This window comes from Streptomyces sp. WMMC500, assembly GCF_027497195.1.
Taxonomy (GTDB): Bacteria; Actinomycetota; Actinomycetes; order Streptomycetales; family Streptomycetaceae; genus Streptomyces.
Genome location: NZ_CP114905.1, coordinates 3,567,635 through 3,581,618, shown reverse-complemented (window position 1 = coordinate 3,581,618; position 13,984 = coordinate 3,567,635). Strand labels below are relative to the sequence as shown.

Sequence of the window (13,984 nt, the reverse complement as noted above, 5' to 3'; positions counted from 1 at the left end):
GCGGTGCAGGTTCACCAGGCCCGCGACCTCCTGCCGGAGGGCGGCCCGTGCCGCCAGGAGTGCTGGGACATGCTCGGCCCCGGCGTGCAGGCCAGGCTGCAGGAGAAGGCCGGGACCGTGCTGGAGTGGTGGGCCCGCCTCGACCGCGCGGGCAATCCCCGCGCGGTCGCCCTCGGGCTCTGCAAGGCGAGCGCCGTCAGCAGGAACGGGAAGCGGGTCTATCTCGTCGAACGGCTTCAACTGCATCCCGGAGCCATGCGGCGGCAGCCGTTCGGCGGCCCCCGTACGCCCCCAGGTCACCCCGTCCTGCCGGCGGGCAGATCGCCGACCGCAACGTGACCTTCGCCTCCGGCTTCCGCATCCTGCCGCGCGGGCGCTCCCCGGAGCACGGACACTGGGAAGTCGAGTGCTGCCACGCTCCGGTACGCGGCCGAAGCGGGACCTGAGCCCGAGACCCGAGCCCCGCGACCCGAGCCCCGCGACCTGAGTCCCCGACACGGACCGCCGCGTGGTATTTGCGCCGATTGGCGCGAGCCGAGCGCCGTATGGCACACTATCCGGGTTGCTCGGCTGAGCGTCGATGCTGCGCGCCTCCCGCCGGGAGGACCGGAAGCGAGTCCCACGTATTCGTCGCCCCTCATCAGGGGCGGAAGTACGGGAATCTTCCGGGAAGCGTCAGCGGGGTGCAGGCCAGGGCACTCGGTGGGATCTTCCCCCTCTTCCTGCAAGGAAAACCCCTGCGGACCTCCGTGGATGTCCGCAGGCGCACTGCTTTCGCGGGAGACATGCGGGGAGGGTTGCGACACGCCCGACCGCGTGGGTCGGGGAACGGGTCCGCGCCCTCCGTCGGCGGGAGACCGCGGGAGACCACCGGGCGCCGGAGCGCTACGAGAACAGGACTGCTGAGAAGCCATGGCGGGACAGAAGATCCGCATCCGGCTCAAGGCCTACGACCACGAGGTCATCGACTCCTCGGCGAAGAAGATCGTCGAGACGGTGACCCGCACTGGTGCGTCGGTCGCGGGCCCGGTGCCGCTGCCCACTGAGAAGAACGTGTACTGCGTCATCAAGTCGCCGCACAAGTACAAGGACTCTCGCGAGCACTTCGAGATGCGCACCCACAAGCGTCTGATCGACATCCTCGACCCGACCCCCAAGACCGTTGACTCGCTGATGCGCCTGGACCTCCCGGCCGGCGTCGACATCGAGATCAAGCTCTGAGAGGTCGCGAAGAGATGGCTAAGCAGATCAAGGGCGTCCTGGGCGAGAAGCTCGGCATGACCCAGGTCTGGGACGAGAACAACCGCGTCGTCCCGGTGACCGTGGTCAAGGCCGGCCCCTGTGTCGTCACCCAGATCCACACCGCAGACTCCGACGGCTACGACGCCGTCCAGATCGCCTTCGGCGAGATCGACCCGCGCAAGGTGAACAAGCCCCTCAAGGGCCACTTCGCCAAGGCCGACGTCACTCCCCGCCGCCACCTGGTGGAGATCCGCACCGCGGACGCCTCCGAGTACACCCTCGGCCAGGAGGTGACCGCCGAGACCTTCGAGGCCGGCGTGAAGGTCGACGTGACCGGCAAGAGCAAGGGCAAGGGCTTCGCCGGCGTCATGAAGCGCCACGGCTTCGCCGGCGGCAAGGCCAGCCACGGCGCCCACCGCGTGCACCGCAAGCCGGGCTCCATCGGTGGCTGCGCCACCCCGGGCCGCGTGTTCAAGGGCATGCGGATGGCCGGCCGGATGGGCAACCAGCGGGTCACCACCCAGAACCTGACCGTCCACGCCGTTGACGCGGAGAAGGGACTGCTGCTCATCAAGGGCGCCGTCCCCGGTCCGAACGGCGGCCTCGTCCTGGTCCGTAGCGCGGCCAAGGGGGCCTGAGGTAATGAGCACCGTTGACATCCTTTCGCCGGCGGGCGAGAAGGCCGGGACCGTCGAGCTCCCCGCGGAGATCTTCGACGCGCAGGTCAGCATTCCGCTGATCCACCAGGTCGTCACCGCCCAGTTGGCCGCTGCCCGCCAGGGCACGCACAAAGTGAAGACCCGCGGCGAGGTCCGCGGCGGCGGCAAGAAGCCGTACCGCCAGAAGGGCACCGGCCGCGCCCGGCAGGGCTCGATCCGCGCCCCGCAGTTCGCGGGCGGCGGCGTCGTGCACGGCCCCGTGCCGCGCGACTACTCGCAGCGGACCCCGAAGAAGATGAAGGCCGCCGCGCTGCGCGGCGCCCTCTCGGACCGGGCCCGCCTCGGCCGGATCCACGTCGTCACCGGCGTGGTCGACGGAGAGGTCTCGACGAAGGCCGCCAGGACCCTCCTTGGCAAGGTCAGCGAGCGCAAGAACGTGCTGCTGGTCATCGAGCGGGACGACGACCTGTCGATGCTGTCCGCCCGGAACCTGCCCGACGTGCACATCCTGGACGCCGGTCAGCTCAACACGTACGACGTGCTCGTCTCCGACGACGTGGTCTTCACGCAGGCCGCCTTCGAGCGGTTCGTGGCCGGCCCCGTCAAGGGCGGCGGCAAGAGCCAGTCTCCTGTCGGCGAGGTCGAGCTCCAGAAGGCTGAAGGGAGCGACGCCTGATGGTCGACATGGACAAGACCGAGACCGGGGCCGAGGCCGCGGACGAGACGGCGAACGAGTTCACCGTCACCAGCAAGACCTACGACGACCCGCGCGACGTGCTGCTCAAGCCCGTCGTCTCGGAGAAGAGCTACGCGCTGCTCGACGAGAACAAGTACACGTTCATCGTCGACCCGCGGGCGAACAAGACCCAGATCCGGCAGGCCGTGGAGAAGGTCTTCCAGGTCAAGGTCATCGGGGTCAACACGATCAACCGCCAGGGCAAGCGCAAGCGCACCCGCACCGGCTACGGCAAGCGCGCCGACACCAAGCGCGCCATCGTGACCGTCGCCGAGGGCGAGCGCATCGACATCTTCGGCGGCCCGGTCTCCTGACGGGGACCGACAGGGCTGTCCGTCACGGACGAGGACTGAAGAAATGGGTATCCGCAAGTACAAGCCGACGACTCCTGGCCGTCGTGGCGCCAGCGTCGCCGACTTCGTCGAGGTAACGCGGTCCACGCCGGAGAAGTCGCTGGTCCGCCCGCTGCACAGCAAGGGCGGCCGAAACAATTCCGGTCGTGTGACCGTCCGCCACCAGGGCGGTGGCCACAAGCGCGCCTTCCGCGTGATCGACTTCCGTCGGCACGACAAGGACGGCGTCCCCGCCCGGGTCGCGCACATCGAGTACGACCCGAACCGCACCGCGCGCATCGCGCTGCTGCACTACGCCGACGGCGAGAAGCGCTACATCCTCGCGCCGGCCGGCCTGAAGCAGGGCGACCGGATCGAGAACGGCGCCGGCGCGGACATCAAGCCGGGCAACGCGATGCCGCTGCGCAACATCCCGGTCGGTACCGTCATCCACGCCATCGAGCTGAAGCCCGGCGGCGGCGCGAAGTTCGCCCGCTCCGCCGGTGCGCACGTGCAGTTGCTGGCGAAGGAGGGCCGCATGGCCCACCTGCGGATGCCGTCCGGCGAGATCCGGCTGGTCGACATCCGCTGCCGCGCCACCGTCGGCGAGGTCGGCAACGCCGAGCAGTCGAACATCAACTGGGGCAAGGCCGGCCGCATGCGCTGGAAGGGCGTGCGCCCGACCGTCCGCGGTGTCGTGATGAACCCGATCGACCACCCGCACGGCGGTGGCGAGGGCAGGACCTCCGGTGGTCGCCACCCGGTCTCGCCCTGGGGCCAGAAGGAAGGCCGTACGCGCTCGCCGAAGAAGGCGAGCAGCAAGTACATCGTCCGCCGCCGCAAGACGAACAAGAAGCGCTAGGAGCGGGTGGAGTAGAGATGCCGCGCAGTCTGAAGAAGGGGCCCTTCGTCGACGACCACCTCATCAAGAAGGTGGACACGCAGAACGAAGCAGGCACCAAGAACGTCATCAAGACCTGGTCCCGCCGCTCGATGATCGTCCCGGCCATGCTCGGCCACACGATCGCGGTGCACGACGGCAAGAAGCACGTACCGGTGTTCGTCACCGAGTCGATGGTCGGGCACAAGCTCGGCGAGTTCGCGCCTACCCGCACCTTCAAGGGCCACGTCAAGGACGACCGCAAGTCGCGTCGTCGCTGACCTGCGGAGTGCGAAGACCATGACTCACACCGAAGGGACAACCATGGAAGCCAGGGCCTCCGCGCGCTATGTGCGCGTCACGCCCATGAAGGCCCGCCGTGTGGTGGACCTCATCCGTGGCATGACCGCCACGGAGGCTCAGGCGGTCCTGCGTTTCGCCCCGCAGGCCGCGAGCGTGCCCGTCGGCAAGGTGCTGGACAGCGCCATCGCCAACGCGGCGCACAACTACGACCACACCGACGTCGACAGCCTGTTCGTCAAGGAGGCGTACGTCGACGAGGGCCCGACCTGGAAGCGGTTCCGGCCCCGTGCGCAGGGCCGGGCGTACCGGATCCGCAAGCGCACCAGCCACATCACGCTGGTCGTCGGCAGCAAGGAAGGGACCCGGTAATGGGCCAGAAGGTAAACCCGCACGGGTTCCGGCTCGGCATCACCACCGACTTCAAGTCGCGCTGGTATGCGGACAAGCTGTACAAGGACTACATCAAGGAAGACGTCGCCATCCGCCGGATGATGACGAAGGGCATGGAGCGCGCGGGCATCTCCAAGGTGGAGATCGAGCGCACCCGTGACCGCGTCCGCGTCGACATCCACACCGCCCGGCCGGGCATCGTCATCGGCCGCCGCGGCGCGGAGGCCGACCGCATCCGCGGCGAGCTGGAGAAGCTGACCGGCAAGCAGGTGCAGCTCAACATCCTTGAGGTCAAGAACCCCGAGACCGACGCGCAGCTCGTGGCCCAGGCCGTCGCCGAGCAGCTCTCCTCGCGCGTCTCCTTCCGCCGGGCGATGCGCAAGAGCATGCAGTCCGCGATGAAGGCGGGCGCCAAGGGCATCAAGATCCAGTGCGGCGGGCGGCTCGGCGGCGCCGAGATGTCCCGCTCGGAGTTCTACCGCGAGGGCCGTGTGCCCCTGCACACCCTGCGTGCCAACGTCGACTACGGCTTCTTCGAGGCCCGTACGACCTTCGGCCGCATCGGCGTGAAGGTCTGGATCTACAAGGGCGACGTGAAGAACATCGCCGAGGTCCGCGCCGAGAACGCCGCGGCCCGCGCCGGCAACCGCCCGTCCCGCGGTGGCGGCGGCGGTGGCGGTGGCGACCGTCCGCGTCGCGGCGGCGAGCGCGGTGGCCGCGGCCGTCGTCCGCAGCGCGAGCAGCAGGCTCCGGCCGCCGAGGCCCCCCGGGCCGAGGCCGCCAGCACCGCTGCTGGTGCCGCGGGCCCTGCAGCCGACAACCCCGGAACGGAGGGCTGACCCATGCTCATCCCTCGCAGGGTCAAGCACCGCAAGCAGCACCACCCGAAGCGCCGCGGTCTCGCCAAGGGCGGCACCGAGCTGGCCTTCGGCGACTACGGCATCCAGGCGGCCACGGCCGCGTACGTCACCAACCGGCAGATCGAGGCCGCGCGTATCGCCATGACGCGGCACATCAAGCGTGGCGGCAAGGTGTGGATCAACATCTACCCGGACCGGCCGCTGACCAAGAAGCCCGCCGAGACCCGCATGGGCTCCGGCAAGGGCTCGCCGGAGTGGTGGGTGGCGAACGTCAAGCCCGGACGCGTGATGTTCGAGCTGTCGTACCCGAACGAGAAGACCGCTCGTGAGGCGCTGACCCGTGCGGCTCACAAGCTTCCGATGAAGTGCCGGATCGTCCGGCGCGAGGGTGGTGAGTCGTGATGGCCGCCGGTACCAAGGCGACCGAGCTGCGCGGGCTGTCCAACGATGACCTCGTGGAGAAGCTGCGCGAGGCCAAGGAGGAGCTGTTCAACCTCCGCTTCCAGGCGGCGACCGGACAGCTCGAGAACCACGGCCGGCTGAAGGCCGTCCGCAAGGACATCGCCCGGATCTACACCCTCATGCGGGAGCGCGAGCTCGGCATCGACACGGTGGAGAGCGCCTGATGAGCGAGACGAATGTGACAGAAGAGACCAAGACTGAGCGCGGCTTCCGCAAGACCCGTGAAGGGCTCGTCGTCAGCGACAAGATGGACAAGACCGTCGTCGTCGCCGTCGAGGACCGCGTGAAGCACGCCCTGTACGGCAAGGTCATCCGCCGTACGACCAAGTACAAGGCGCACGACGAGCAGAACAGTTGCGGCGTCGGCGACCGCGTCCTCCTCATGGAGACCCGGCCGCTGTCGGCGACCAAGCGCTGGCGCGTCGTCGAGGTGCTGGAGAAGGCCAAGTAAGTATTCCTGGGGGGAGCCCCCAGGACGGTTCCGCCAGGCTCGGCGGGTCCCCTCGTACGAGGGTCCCGCCGGGAACCGGCAGACGATCAGGAGATAGACGTGATCCAGCAGGAGTCGCGACTCAAGGTCGCCGACAACACGGGTGCGAAGGAGATTCTCTGCATCCGTGTGCTCGGCGGATCGGGCCGCCGCTACGCGGGTATCGGTGACGTCGTCGTCGCCACCGTCAAGGATGCGATCCCCGGCGGCAACGTGAAGAAGGGCGACGTCGTCAAGGCGGTCGTCGTGCGCACCGTCAAGGAGCGCCGCCGGCCGGACGGTTCGTACATCCGCTTCGACGAGAACGCCGCCGTCATCCTCAAGGCCGACGGTGACCCCCGCGGCACCCGCATCTTCGGCCCCGTCGGCCGCGAGCTGCGCGAGAAGAGGTTCATGAAGATCATCTCGCTCGCGCCGGAGGTGCTGTAGCACATGAAGATCAAGAAGGGCGACCTGGTTCAGGTCATCACCGGCAAGGACAGGGGCAAGCAGGGCAAGGTCATCGCGGCCTACCCGCGCGAGGACCGCGTCCTGGTCGAGGGTGTCAACCGGGTCAAGAAGCACACCAAGGCCGGACAGACGGCCCGCGGGTCCAAGACCGGCGGGATCATCACGACCGAGGCCCCGATCCACGTGAGCAACGTTCAGCTCGTGGTGGAGAAGGACGGCCAGAAGGTCGTGACCCGGGTCGGCTACCGCTTCGACGACGAGGGCAACAAGGTCCGCGTTGCCAAGCGGACGGGTGAGGACATCTGATGACTGCCACCACTGCGACCGCCGCGGGCACGCCCCCGCGCCTGAAGCAGCGCTACCGGGACGAGATCCAGGCCAAGCTCAAGGACGAGTTCTCCTACGAGAACGTCATGCAGATCCCGGGCCTGACCAAGATCGTGGTCAACATGGGCGTGGGCGACGCCGCCCGCGACTCCAAGCTGATCGAGGGCGCCATCAAGGACCTCGCCACGATCACCGGCCAGAAGCCGTCCGTGACCAAGGCCCGGAAGTCCATCGCGCAGTTCAAGCTGCGCGAGGGCATGCCGATCGGCGCCCACGTCACGCTCCGCGGCGACCGGATGTGGGAGTTCCTCGACCGGCTGCTGTCGCTCGCGCTGCCGCGCATCCGCGACTTCCGCGGCCTGTCGCCGAAGCAGTTCGACGGCCGGGGCAACTACACCTTCGGTCTCACGGAGCAGGTCATGTTCCACGAGATCGACCCTGACAAGATCGACCGGGTCCGGGGCATGGACATCACCGTGGTCACCACGGCGAGCAACGACGACGAGGGCCGCGCCCTGCTTCGTCTCCTCGGCTTCCCGTTCAAGGAGGCATGAGCCGTGGCAAAGAAGGCCCTGATCGCAAAGGCCGGCCGTAAGCCGAAGTTCAAGGTGCGCGGTTACACGCGCTGCCAGCGCTGCGGCCGTCCGCACTCCGTGTACCGCAAGTTCGGCCTGTGCCGCGTGTGCCTGCGTGAGATGGCGCACCGGGGCGAGCTGCCGGGCGTGACCAAGAGCTCCTGGTGATCCGCCGGATCACCGGGACGCTTTGACCGACTACTACGCCGTAGGTCCCCGCACCACACCCGCCCCCTTCCTGGGGGAGAGGGACGGAGCAGACAGGAAACCGCGGCGAGAGAGGCCGAAGGCCATCACATGACCATGACCGATCCGATCGCAGACATGCTGACCCGTCTGCGGAACGCGAACTCGGCGTACCACGACACCGTGACGATGCCGCACAGCAAGATCAAGACGCACATCGCGGAGATCCTCCAGCAGGAGGGCTACATCAGCGGCTGGAAGACCGAGGAGGCCCGCGTGGGCCAGAGCCTCGTCCTGGAGCTGAAGTACGGCCCGAACCGCGAGCGCTCGATCGCGGGCATCAAGCGGATCTCGAAGCCGGGTCTTCGGGTCTACGCAAAGTCCACCAACCTGCCGAAGGTGCTCGGCGGCCTGGGCGTGGCGATCATCTCCACCTCCCACGGGCTGCTCACCGACAAGCAGGCTGGCAAGAAGGGCGTGGGCGGGGAAGTCCTCGCCTACGTCTGGTAACGGAAGGGAACGGAGGTAAAGCCATGTCGCGTATCGGCAAGCTGCCCATCCAGGTTCCCGCCGGCGTGGACGTCACCATCGATGGCCGTACGGTCAACGTGAAGGGCCCCAAGGGCACCCTCTCGCACACCGTGGTCGCGCCCATCGACGTCGCCCGCGGCGACGACGGCACCATCGTCGTCAGCCGCCCGAACGACGAGCGCAAGAGCAGGGCGCTGCACGGTCTGTCGCGCACTCTGGTGGCGAACATGGTCACCGGTGTGACCCAGGGCTACGTGAAGAAGCTGGAGATCAGCGGGGTCGGCTACCGCGTCCAGGCGAAGGGCTCCAACCTGGAGTTCTCGCTGGGCTACAGCCACCCGATCCTCATCGAGGCCCCCGAGGGCATCACCTTCAAGGTCGAGAACCCGACGCGCTTCAGCGTCGAGGGCATCGACAAGCAGAAGGTCGGCGAGGTCGCCGCGAAGATCCGCAAGCTGCGCAAGCCCGACCCGTACAAGGCCAAGGGCGTCAAGTACGAGGGCGAGTACATCCAGCGCAAGGTCGGAAAGGCGGGTAAGTAAGCCATGGCATACGGTGTGAAGATCGCCAAGGGCAGTGCCCGCAAGGCGGCCGCCGTCAAGCGCCGGCACATCCGGGTGCGGAAGAAGGTCTCCGGCACACCGGACCGCCCGCGCCTGGTCGTGACCCGCTCGAACCGCCACATGGTCGCGCAGGTCGTCGACGACATCGCCGGCCACACGGTGGCCTCGGCCTCCTCGATGGACACGTCCATCCGCGGCACCGAGGTCGACAAGACCGCGCAGGCCAAGCAGGTCGGCGCGCTTGTCGCCGAGCGGGCGAAGGCCGCCGGAGTCGAGGCCGTGGTGTTCGACCGCGGTGGCAACAAGTACGCCGGGCGCATTGCCGCCCTGGCCGACGCCGCCCGCGATGCCGGGCTGAAGTTCTGAGAGAGGAAGTCCAATGGCTGGACCCCAGCGCCGCGGTGGCGGCGCCGGCGGCGGCGAGCGGCGGGACCGGAAGGGCCGGGACGGCGGCGCTGCCGCCGAGAAGACCGCGTATGTTGAGCGCGTTGTCGCGATCAACCGAGTCGCCAAGGTTGTGAAGGGTGGTCGTCGCTTCAGCTTCACCGCGCTGGTCGTGGTGGGTGACGGCGACGGCACCGTGGGTGTCGGGTACGGGAAGGCCAAGGAGGTGCCGGCCGCCATCGCCAAGGGTGTGGAGGAGGCCAAGAAGCACTTCTTCAAGGTCCCCCGGATCCAGGGCACCATCCCGCACCCGATCCAGGGTGAGGAGGCCGCGGGTGTCGTGCTGCTCAAGCCGGCGTCGCCCGGTACCGGTGTGATCGCCGGTGGCCCGGTGCGTGCCGTGCTGGAGTGCGCGGGCATCCACGACGTGCTGAGCAAGTCGCTCGGCTCGTCCAACCCGATCAACATCGTGCACGCCACGACGGCCGCACTGAAGGGCCTGCAGCGCCCCGAGGAGATCGCCGCCCGCCGTGGCCTGCCGCTGGAGGACGTGGCGCCCGCCGCAATGCTGCGCGCCCGCGCAGGGGTGAACGCCTGATGGCACAGCTCAAGATCACCCAGAGCAAGTCCTACATCGGGAGCAAGCAGAACCACCGGGACACGCTGCGTACGCTCGGCCTGCGCCGGCTCCACGACAGCGTGGTCCGCGAGGACAGTCCTCAGGTGCGCGGCATGGTGCACACCGTCCGCCACCTGGTGACGGTCGAGGAGGTCGACTGACATGGCCGGCAAGGCCGTCAAGGATGAGGCGGAGCAGAAGCCGCTGAAGATCCACAACCTGCGGCCGGCCCCGGGCGCCAAGAAGCCGAAGACCCGCGTGGGTCGCGGCGAGGCGTCCAAGGGCAAGACCGCGGGCCGTGGCACCAAGGGCACCAAGGCCCGCTACCAGGTGCCGGAGCGCTTCGAGGGCGGGCAGATGCCGCTGCACATGCGGCTGCCGAAGCTCAAGGGCTTCAAGAACCCCGCCCGCAAGGTGTACCAGGTGGTGAACCTGGACAAGCTGGCCGAGCTGTACCCCGAGGGCGGCGAGGTCACGGTGGCCGACCTGGTCGCCAAGGGCGCGGTGCGCAAGAACGAGCTCGTGAAGGTGCTGGGCAACGGGGACGTCTCCGTGGCGCTGCAGGTGGCCGTCGACAAGGTCTCCGGCTCCGCCCGCGAGAAGATCACCGCTGCCGGCGGCTCCGTCACCGAGCGCGTCTGAGTGTGACGGGCGACCGGGGATGTCCCGCATGGGCATCCCCGGTTGGTCGTTCCACGGCAGCCGCACCCCCCGGTAAGGTGGCGTGCACTGTCCCTACCCACGCGGGCGTACGCCTGCGTGGGACGTCTACCGACCATCCGCTGAACAAATGACCCGTCAGCCCTCGTGATGAAGCATGGGGGCCGCAGGAGGCACCGTGCTCACCGCGTTCGCCCGGGCGTTCAAGACACCCGACCTGCGCAAGAAGCTGCTGTTCGTGCTGGGCATCATCGTGATCTACCGGCTCGGTGCGCAGGTTCCCGTCCCCGGAACCGACTACCAGGCCGTGCAGCAATGCATGGACGAGGCCAACGCCAACCAGGGCCTGTTCGGCCTGGTCAACATGTTCAGCGGTGGGGCCCTCCTGCAGATCACCATCTTCGCGCTGGGGATCATGCCGTACATCACGGCGAGCATCATTCTTCAGTTGCTGACGGTGGTGATCCCGCGGCTGGAGGCCCTGAAGAAGGAGGGCCAGTCCGGCACCGCGAAGATCACACAGTACACGCGCTACCTGACCGTGGCCCTCGCGGTGCTGCAGGGCACCGGCCTGGTCGCCACGGCGCGCAGCGGCTCGCTCTTCCCGCAGTGTCAGGTCAACGACCAGATCATCCCCGACGACTCGATCTTCATCATCATCACGATGGTGATCTGCATGACCGCCGGCACCGCGATGGTCATGTGGCTCGGCGAGCTGATCACCGACCGCGGCATCGGCAACGGCATGTCGATGCTGATGTTCATCTCGATCGCCGCCGGCTTCCCCGGCGCCCTGTGGAACATCAAGCAGTCCGGCAAGATCATCGACGGCTGGGGCGAGTTCGTCGTCGTCATCGCGCTCGGCCTGGCGATGGTCGGCCTGGTGGTCTTCGTCGAGCAGGCGCAGCGCCGGATCCCCGTGCAGTACGCGAAGCGCATGATCGGGCGCCGCTCCTACGGCGGCACCTCGACGTACATCCCGCTGAAGGTGAACCAGGCGGGTGTCATCCCGGTCATCTTCGCGTCCTCGCTGCTGTACATTCCGGCCCTGATCGTGCAGTTCACCGGCTCCACGTCCGGCTGGGCGCAGTGGGTCGAGGAGAACTTCGTCACCGGTGACCACCCGGTGTACATCATCACGTACTTCCTCATGATCGTGTTCTTCGCGTTCTTCTACGTGGCGATCACGTTCAACCCCGAGGAGGTCGCCGACAACATGAAGAAGTACGGTGGCTTCATCCCGGGCATCCGGGCCGGCCGTCCCACGGCGGAGTACCTGAGCTACGTGCTCAACAGGATCACCTGGCCGGGCTCGCTCTATCTGGGTCTTATCGCGCTGGTACCGACAGTGGCGTTGGTGCTGTTCAACGCGAACCAGAACTTCCCCTTCGGCGGTACGAGCATCCTCATCATCGTGGGTGTCGGGCTGGAAACCGTGAAGCAGATCGAGAGCAAGCTGCAGCAGCATCACTACGAAGGGTTCCTCCGCTGATGCGAATCGTCCTCGTCGGGCCCCCCGGTGCGGGCAAGGGCACGCAGGCCGCCCTGCTCGCCAAGAACCTGTCGATCCCGCACGTCTCCACCGGGGACCTCTTCCGTGCCAACATCAGCCAGGGCACGGAGCTGGGCCGGCAGGCGAAGGCGTACATGGAGGCGGGCAACCTGGTGCCGGACGAGGTAACCGTGGGGATGGCCTGGGACCGCATGGGGCAGTCCGACGCCGCGCGCGGCTTCCTGCTGGACGGCTTCCCGCGGAACGTGGCGCAGGCGGTGTCCCTCGACGGGCTGCTGAAGGAGGCCGGGCTCGAACTGGACGCCGTGCTGGACCTGGAGGTCCCGGAGGACGAGGTCGTCAAGCGCATCGCCGGCCGCCGGATCTGCCGCAACGACAGCAGCCACGTCTTCCACGTCGCGTACTCCCCGCCGGAGCGCGAGGGCGTGTGCGACATCTGCGGCGGCGAGCTGTACCAGCGCGACGACGACAACGAGGAGACCGTCCGCCGCCGGCTGGAGGTCTACCACGAGGAGACCGAGCCGATCATCGACTACTTCAAGGCGCAGGGCCTGGTGACCACGATCTCGGCGCTCGGCTCCGTGGCCGAGGTCACCCGGCGGGCCATGCAGGCGCTGCCCGGCGAGGTCCCCGCAGACCGGTCCTGAGCCGCCGTCCCGGCCGCGAACGGCGACAGCCGGCCCCGCCCGCCCGGCGGGGGCCGGCTGACGCCGTTCCACGGCCCGTACGGACCCTGCACCCGCCCGCGGCGCCGTGGCCGCAGGGGGTCCGTACGACCGCTGCACGCTCCGTGCACGATCCCTGCACACCCCGCGCGTGCCGCCCGCCGCCCCGGCCCCCGCCCGGCGGGCCGCGGCGGACCCGTATCGTTGTCGGGGGAGACGTCCCTCGCCGGCCCAGGAGGCAGCAGCCCACATGGTGGAGATCAAGACCCCGGAACAGATCGCGAAGATGCGGGCCGCCGGCCTCGTCGTCGCGGCCATGCACCAGGCGTGCGCGGCCGCCGCCGTCCCCGGGGCCACCACGAAGGACCTCGACGAGATAGCCGCCAAGGTCCTCGCCGACCACGGCGCGAAGCCGAACTTCCTGGGGTACGGGGGCTTCCCCGGCAACATCTGCACGTCGGTCAACGACGTCGTCGTCCACGGCATCCCGGACCGCGAGACCGTGCTGCGCGAGGGCGACGTGATCTCCATCGACGCCGGCGCCATCGTCGACGGCTGGCACGCGGACGCCGCCATCACGGCCTTCGTGGGCTCCGGTCACGCGGCGGAGCTGCACGAGCTGAGCCGGGTGACCGAGGAGTCCATGTGGGCCGGCATCGCGGCCGTGCGCAAGGGCAACCGGCTCGTGGACGTCTCGGCGGCCATCGAGGGCTACATCCGCCGCCAGCCGCGGCCGGCCTCCGGCAAGTACGGCATCGTCGAGGACTACGGGGGCCACGGCATCGGCTCGCAGATGCACATGGACCCGCACCTGCTGAACTACGTCGACAAGCGCCGCGGCCGCGGCCCCAAGCTCGTCCCGGGCTTCTGCATCGCGATCGAGCCGATGGTGAGCCTCGGCACCCCGCGCACGCACGTGCTGGCGGACGAGTGGACGGTCAAGACGGACGACGGAAGCTGGTCGAGCCACTGGGAGCACTCCGTGGCCCTCACGGAGGCCGGCCCGCTGGTGCTGACGGCCCCGGACGGCGGCCGGGAGAAGCTCGCGCAGTACGGGGTCACGGCGGCCCCGGATCCGCTGGACTGAGCCGCCGGCCCGCGGCTCCGTGTGCGGTGGGCCACACGCTTAATGATCTTGCGGAGCGGGCACACTCGCG

The 13,984-nt window shown here is 68.7% G+C and carries 25 protein-coding genes; all 25 read left to right on the top strand.

Annotated features, from left to right (window positions below):
- Positions 1-3: 3 nt before the first annotated feature.
- The gene (locus O7599_RS15050) at positions 4-339 is read left to right on the top strand and encodes a hypothetical protein (protein WP_281622660.1); all 336 of its coding nucleotides are present in this window, start codon (positions 4-6) and stop codon (positions 337-339) included.
- A 573-nt stretch (positions 340-912) separates the two neighbouring features.
- Entirely contained in the window at positions 913-1,221 is a 309-nt protein-coding gene (rpsJ, locus tag O7599_RS15045) for a 30S ribosomal protein S10 (protein WP_003948644.1), read from the top strand.
- 14 nt (positions 1,222-1,235) lie between these two features.
- Positions 1,236-1,880 carry a 50S ribosomal protein L3 gene (rplC, locus tag O7599_RS15040; RefSeq protein ID WP_027772226.1) on the top strand — a complete coding sequence of 215 codons (645 nt, stop codon included), beginning with the start codon at positions 1,236-1,238 and terminating at the stop codon, positions 1,878-1,880.
- Between the two features lie 4 nt (positions 1,881-1,884).
- On the top strand, positions 1,885-2,577 hold the full coding sequence (gene rplD / locus O7599_RS15035; protein WP_281622659.1) for a 50S ribosomal protein L4: 693 nt from the start codon (positions 1,885-1,887) through the stop codon (positions 2,575-2,577).
- Between the two features lie 8 nt (positions 2,578-2,585).
- Entirely contained in the window at positions 2,586-2,951 is a 366-nt protein-coding gene (rplW, locus tag O7599_RS15030) for a 50S ribosomal protein L23 (RefSeq protein ID WP_281623393.1), read from the top strand.
- Positions 2,952-2,994: 43 nt separating this feature from the next.
- Positions 2,995-3,831: a 50S ribosomal protein L2 gene (gene rplB / locus O7599_RS15025; protein ID WP_101422280.1), complete on the top strand. Its 837-nt coding sequence runs from the start codon at positions 2,995-2,997 to the stop codon at positions 3,829-3,831.
- 17 nt (positions 3,832-3,848) lie between these two features.
- Positions 3,849-4,130, top strand: coding sequence for a 30S ribosomal protein S19 (gene rpsS / locus O7599_RS15020; protein WP_027772222.1), 282 nt, complete (start codon positions 3,849-3,851; stop codon positions 4,128-4,130).
- 43 nt (positions 4,131-4,173) lie between these two features.
- Entirely contained in the window at positions 4,174-4,521 is a 348-nt protein-coding gene (rplV, locus tag O7599_RS15015) for a 50S ribosomal protein L22 (protein ID WP_027772221.1), read from the top strand.
- A complete protein-coding gene (rpsC, locus tag O7599_RS15010; RefSeq protein WP_281622658.1) occupies positions 4,521-5,381 on the top strand; it encodes a 30S ribosomal protein S3 in 861 nt (286 codons plus the stop codon). The genes rplV and rpsC overlap by 1 nt, the downstream gene beginning before the upstream one ends.
- 3 nt (positions 5,382-5,384) lie before the next feature.
- Complete coding sequence (gene rplP / locus O7599_RS15005) at positions 5,385-5,804, top strand: 50S ribosomal protein L16 (protein WP_027754754.1); 420 nt, start codon at positions 5,385-5,387, stop codon at positions 5,802-5,804.
- Positions 5,804-6,028, top strand: a complete 225-nt coding sequence (rpmC, locus tag O7599_RS15000) for a 50S ribosomal protein L29 (protein ID WP_281622657.1) — start codon at positions 5,804-5,806, stop codon at positions 6,026-6,028. The genes rplP and rpmC overlap by 1 nt, the downstream gene beginning before the upstream one ends.
- The gene (gene rpsQ, locus O7599_RS14995; protein WP_047017570.1) at positions 6,028-6,315 is read left to right on the top strand and encodes a 30S ribosomal protein S17; all 288 of its coding nucleotides are present in this window, start codon (positions 6,028-6,030) and stop codon (positions 6,313-6,315) included. Before rpmC ends, rpsQ begins: the two co-directional genes overlap by 1 nt.
- Positions 6,316-6,414: 99 nt before the next feature.
- The gene (gene rplN / locus O7599_RS14990) at positions 6,415-6,783 is read left to right on the top strand and encodes a 50S ribosomal protein L14 (protein WP_018834838.1); all 369 of its coding nucleotides are present in this window, start codon (positions 6,415-6,417) and stop codon (positions 6,781-6,783) included.
- 3 nt (positions 6,784-6,786) lie between these two features.
- Positions 6,787-7,110: a 50S ribosomal protein L24 gene (gene rplX / locus O7599_RS14985; protein WP_281622656.1), complete on the top strand. Its 324-nt coding sequence runs from the start codon at positions 6,787-6,789 to the stop codon at positions 7,108-7,110.
- Positions 7,110-7,685: a 50S ribosomal protein L5 gene (gene rplE / locus O7599_RS14980; RefSeq protein ID WP_047017572.1), complete on the top strand. Its 576-nt coding sequence runs from the start codon at positions 7,110-7,112 to the stop codon at positions 7,683-7,685. The genes rplX and rplE overlap by 1 nt, the downstream gene beginning before the upstream one ends.
- 3 nt (positions 7,686-7,688) lie before the next feature.
- Positions 7,689-7,874 (top strand): type Z 30S ribosomal protein S14, encoded by a 186-nt coding sequence (locus O7599_RS14975; protein ID WP_018834835.1) that lies wholly within the window; start codon positions 7,689-7,691, stop codon positions 7,872-7,874.
- A gap of 129 nt (positions 7,875-8,003) precedes the next feature.
- Positions 8,004-8,402, top strand: a complete 399-nt coding sequence (rpsH, locus tag O7599_RS14970; protein WP_018834834.1) for a 30S ribosomal protein S8 — start codon at positions 8,004-8,006, stop codon at positions 8,400-8,402.
- Between the two features lie 23 nt (positions 8,403-8,425).
- Complete coding sequence (rplF, locus tag O7599_RS14965) at positions 8,426-8,965, top strand: 50S ribosomal protein L6 (RefSeq protein ID WP_281622655.1); 540 nt, start codon at positions 8,426-8,428, stop codon at positions 8,963-8,965.
- A gap of 3 nt (positions 8,966-8,968) precedes the next feature.
- Complete coding sequence (gene rplR / locus O7599_RS14960) at positions 8,969-9,352, top strand: 50S ribosomal protein L18 (RefSeq protein ID WP_281622654.1); 384 nt, start codon at positions 8,969-8,971, stop codon at positions 9,350-9,352.
- A gap of 13 nt (positions 9,353-9,365) precedes the next feature.
- Positions 9,366-9,968, top strand: coding sequence for a 30S ribosomal protein S5 (rpsE, locus tag O7599_RS14955; protein WP_281622653.1), 603 nt, complete (start codon positions 9,366-9,368; stop codon positions 9,966-9,968).
- Positions 9,968-10,150 carry a 50S ribosomal protein L30 gene (gene rpmD, locus O7599_RS14950; RefSeq protein WP_281622652.1) on the top strand — a complete coding sequence of 61 codons (183 nt, stop codon included), beginning with the start codon at positions 9,968-9,970 and terminating at the stop codon, positions 10,148-10,150. The genes rpsE and rpmD overlap by 1 nt, the downstream gene beginning before the upstream one ends.
- Before the next feature lies 1 nt (position 10,151).
- The gene (gene rplO / locus O7599_RS14945; protein WP_281622651.1) at positions 10,152-10,631 is read left to right on the top strand and encodes a 50S ribosomal protein L15; all 480 of its coding nucleotides are present in this window, start codon (positions 10,152-10,154) and stop codon (positions 10,629-10,631) included.
- 196 nt (positions 10,632-10,827) lie between these two features.
- Positions 10,828-12,141: a preprotein translocase subunit SecY gene (secY, locus tag O7599_RS14940; protein ID WP_281622650.1), complete on the top strand. Its 1,314-nt coding sequence runs from the start codon at positions 10,828-10,830 to the stop codon at positions 12,139-12,141.
- Positions 12,141-12,809: an adenylate kinase gene (locus O7599_RS14935; RefSeq protein WP_281622649.1), complete on the top strand. Its 669-nt coding sequence runs from the start codon at positions 12,141-12,143 to the stop codon at positions 12,807-12,809. The genes secY and O7599_RS14935 overlap by 1 nt, the downstream gene beginning before the upstream one ends.
- A 268-nt stretch (positions 12,810-13,077) precedes the next feature.
- Entirely contained in the window at positions 13,078-13,914 is an 837-nt protein-coding gene (map, locus tag O7599_RS14930) for a type I methionyl aminopeptidase (RefSeq protein WP_281622648.1), read from the top strand.
- Positions 13,915-13,984: the final 70 nt, after the last annotated feature.

What these genes read in the sequence shown, in the direction of transcription:
- rplE (WP_047017572.1), top strand. Translation starts at nt 7,110, where the DNA reads ATGACTGCCACCACTGCGACCGCCGCGGGCACGCCCCCGCGCCTGAAG.
- rplO (WP_281622651.1), top strand. Translation starts at nt 10,152, where the DNA reads ATGGCCGGCAAGGCCGTCAAGGATGAGGCGGAGCAGAAGCCGCTGAAG.
- rplB (WP_101422280.1), top strand. Translation starts at nt 2,995, where the DNA reads ATGGGTATCCGCAAGTACAAGCCGACGACTCCTGGCCGTCGTGGCGCC.
- rpsJ (WP_003948644.1), top strand. Translation starts at nt 913, where the DNA reads ATGGCGGGACAGAAGATCCGCATCCGGCTCAAGGCCTACGACCACGAG.
- rpsS (WP_027772222.1), top strand. Translation starts at nt 3,849, where the DNA reads ATGCCGCGCAGTCTGAAGAAGGGGCCCTTCGTCGACGACCACCTCATC.
- rpsH (WP_018834834.1), top strand. Translation starts at nt 8,004, where the DNA reads ATGACCATGACCGATCCGATCGCAGACATGCTGACCCGTCTGCGGAAC.
- rpmC (WP_281622657.1), top strand. Translation starts at nt 5,804, where the DNA reads ATGGCCGCCGGTACCAAGGCGACCGAGCTGCGCGGGCTGTCCAACGAT.
- O7599_RS14935 (WP_281622649.1), top strand. Translation starts at nt 12,141, where the DNA reads ATGCGAATCGTCCTCGTCGGGCCCCCCGGTGCGGGCAAGGGCACGCAG.
- rplV (WP_027772221.1), top strand. Translation starts at nt 4,174, where the DNA reads ATGGAAGCCAGGGCCTCCGCGCGCTATGTGCGCGTCACGCCCATGAAG.
- rplP (WP_027754754.1), top strand. Translation starts at nt 5,385, where the DNA reads ATGCTCATCCCTCGCAGGGTCAAGCACCGCAAGCAGCACCACCCGAAG.
- rpsE (WP_281622653.1), top strand. Translation starts at nt 9,366, where the DNA reads ATGGCTGGACCCCAGCGCCGCGGTGGCGGCGCCGGCGGCGGCGAGCGG.
- rplX (WP_281622656.1), top strand. Translation starts at nt 6,787, where the DNA reads ATGAAGATCAAGAAGGGCGACCTGGTTCAGGTCATCACCGGCAAGGAC.
- rpsC (WP_281622658.1), top strand. Translation starts at nt 4,521, where the DNA reads ATGGGCCAGAAGGTAAACCCGCACGGGTTCCGGCTCGGCATCACCACC.
- rplC (WP_027772226.1), top strand. Translation starts at nt 1,236, where the DNA reads ATGGCTAAGCAGATCAAGGGCGTCCTGGGCGAGAAGCTCGGCATGACC.
- rplD (WP_281622659.1), top strand. Translation starts at nt 1,885, where the DNA reads ATGAGCACCGTTGACATCCTTTCGCCGGCGGGCGAGAAGGCCGGGACC.
- map (WP_281622648.1), top strand. Translation starts at nt 13,078, where the DNA reads ATGGTGGAGATCAAGACCCCGGAACAGATCGCGAAGATGCGGGCCGCC.
- rplF (WP_281622655.1), top strand. Translation starts at nt 8,426, where the DNA reads ATGTCGCGTATCGGCAAGCTGCCCATCCAGGTTCCCGCCGGCGTGGAC.
- rpsQ (WP_047017570.1), top strand. Translation starts at nt 6,028, where the DNA reads ATGAGCGAGACGAATGTGACAGAAGAGACCAAGACTGAGCGCGGCTTC.
- rplW (WP_281623393.1), top strand. Translation starts at nt 2,586, where the DNA reads ATGGACAAGACCGAGACCGGGGCCGAGGCCGCGGACGAGACGGCGAAC.
- rpmD (WP_281622652.1), top strand. Translation starts at nt 9,968, where the DNA reads ATGGCACAGCTCAAGATCACCCAGAGCAAGTCCTACATCGGGAGCAAG.
- rplR (WP_281622654.1), top strand. Translation starts at nt 8,969, where the DNA reads ATGGCATACGGTGTGAAGATCGCCAAGGGCAGTGCCCGCAAGGCGGCC.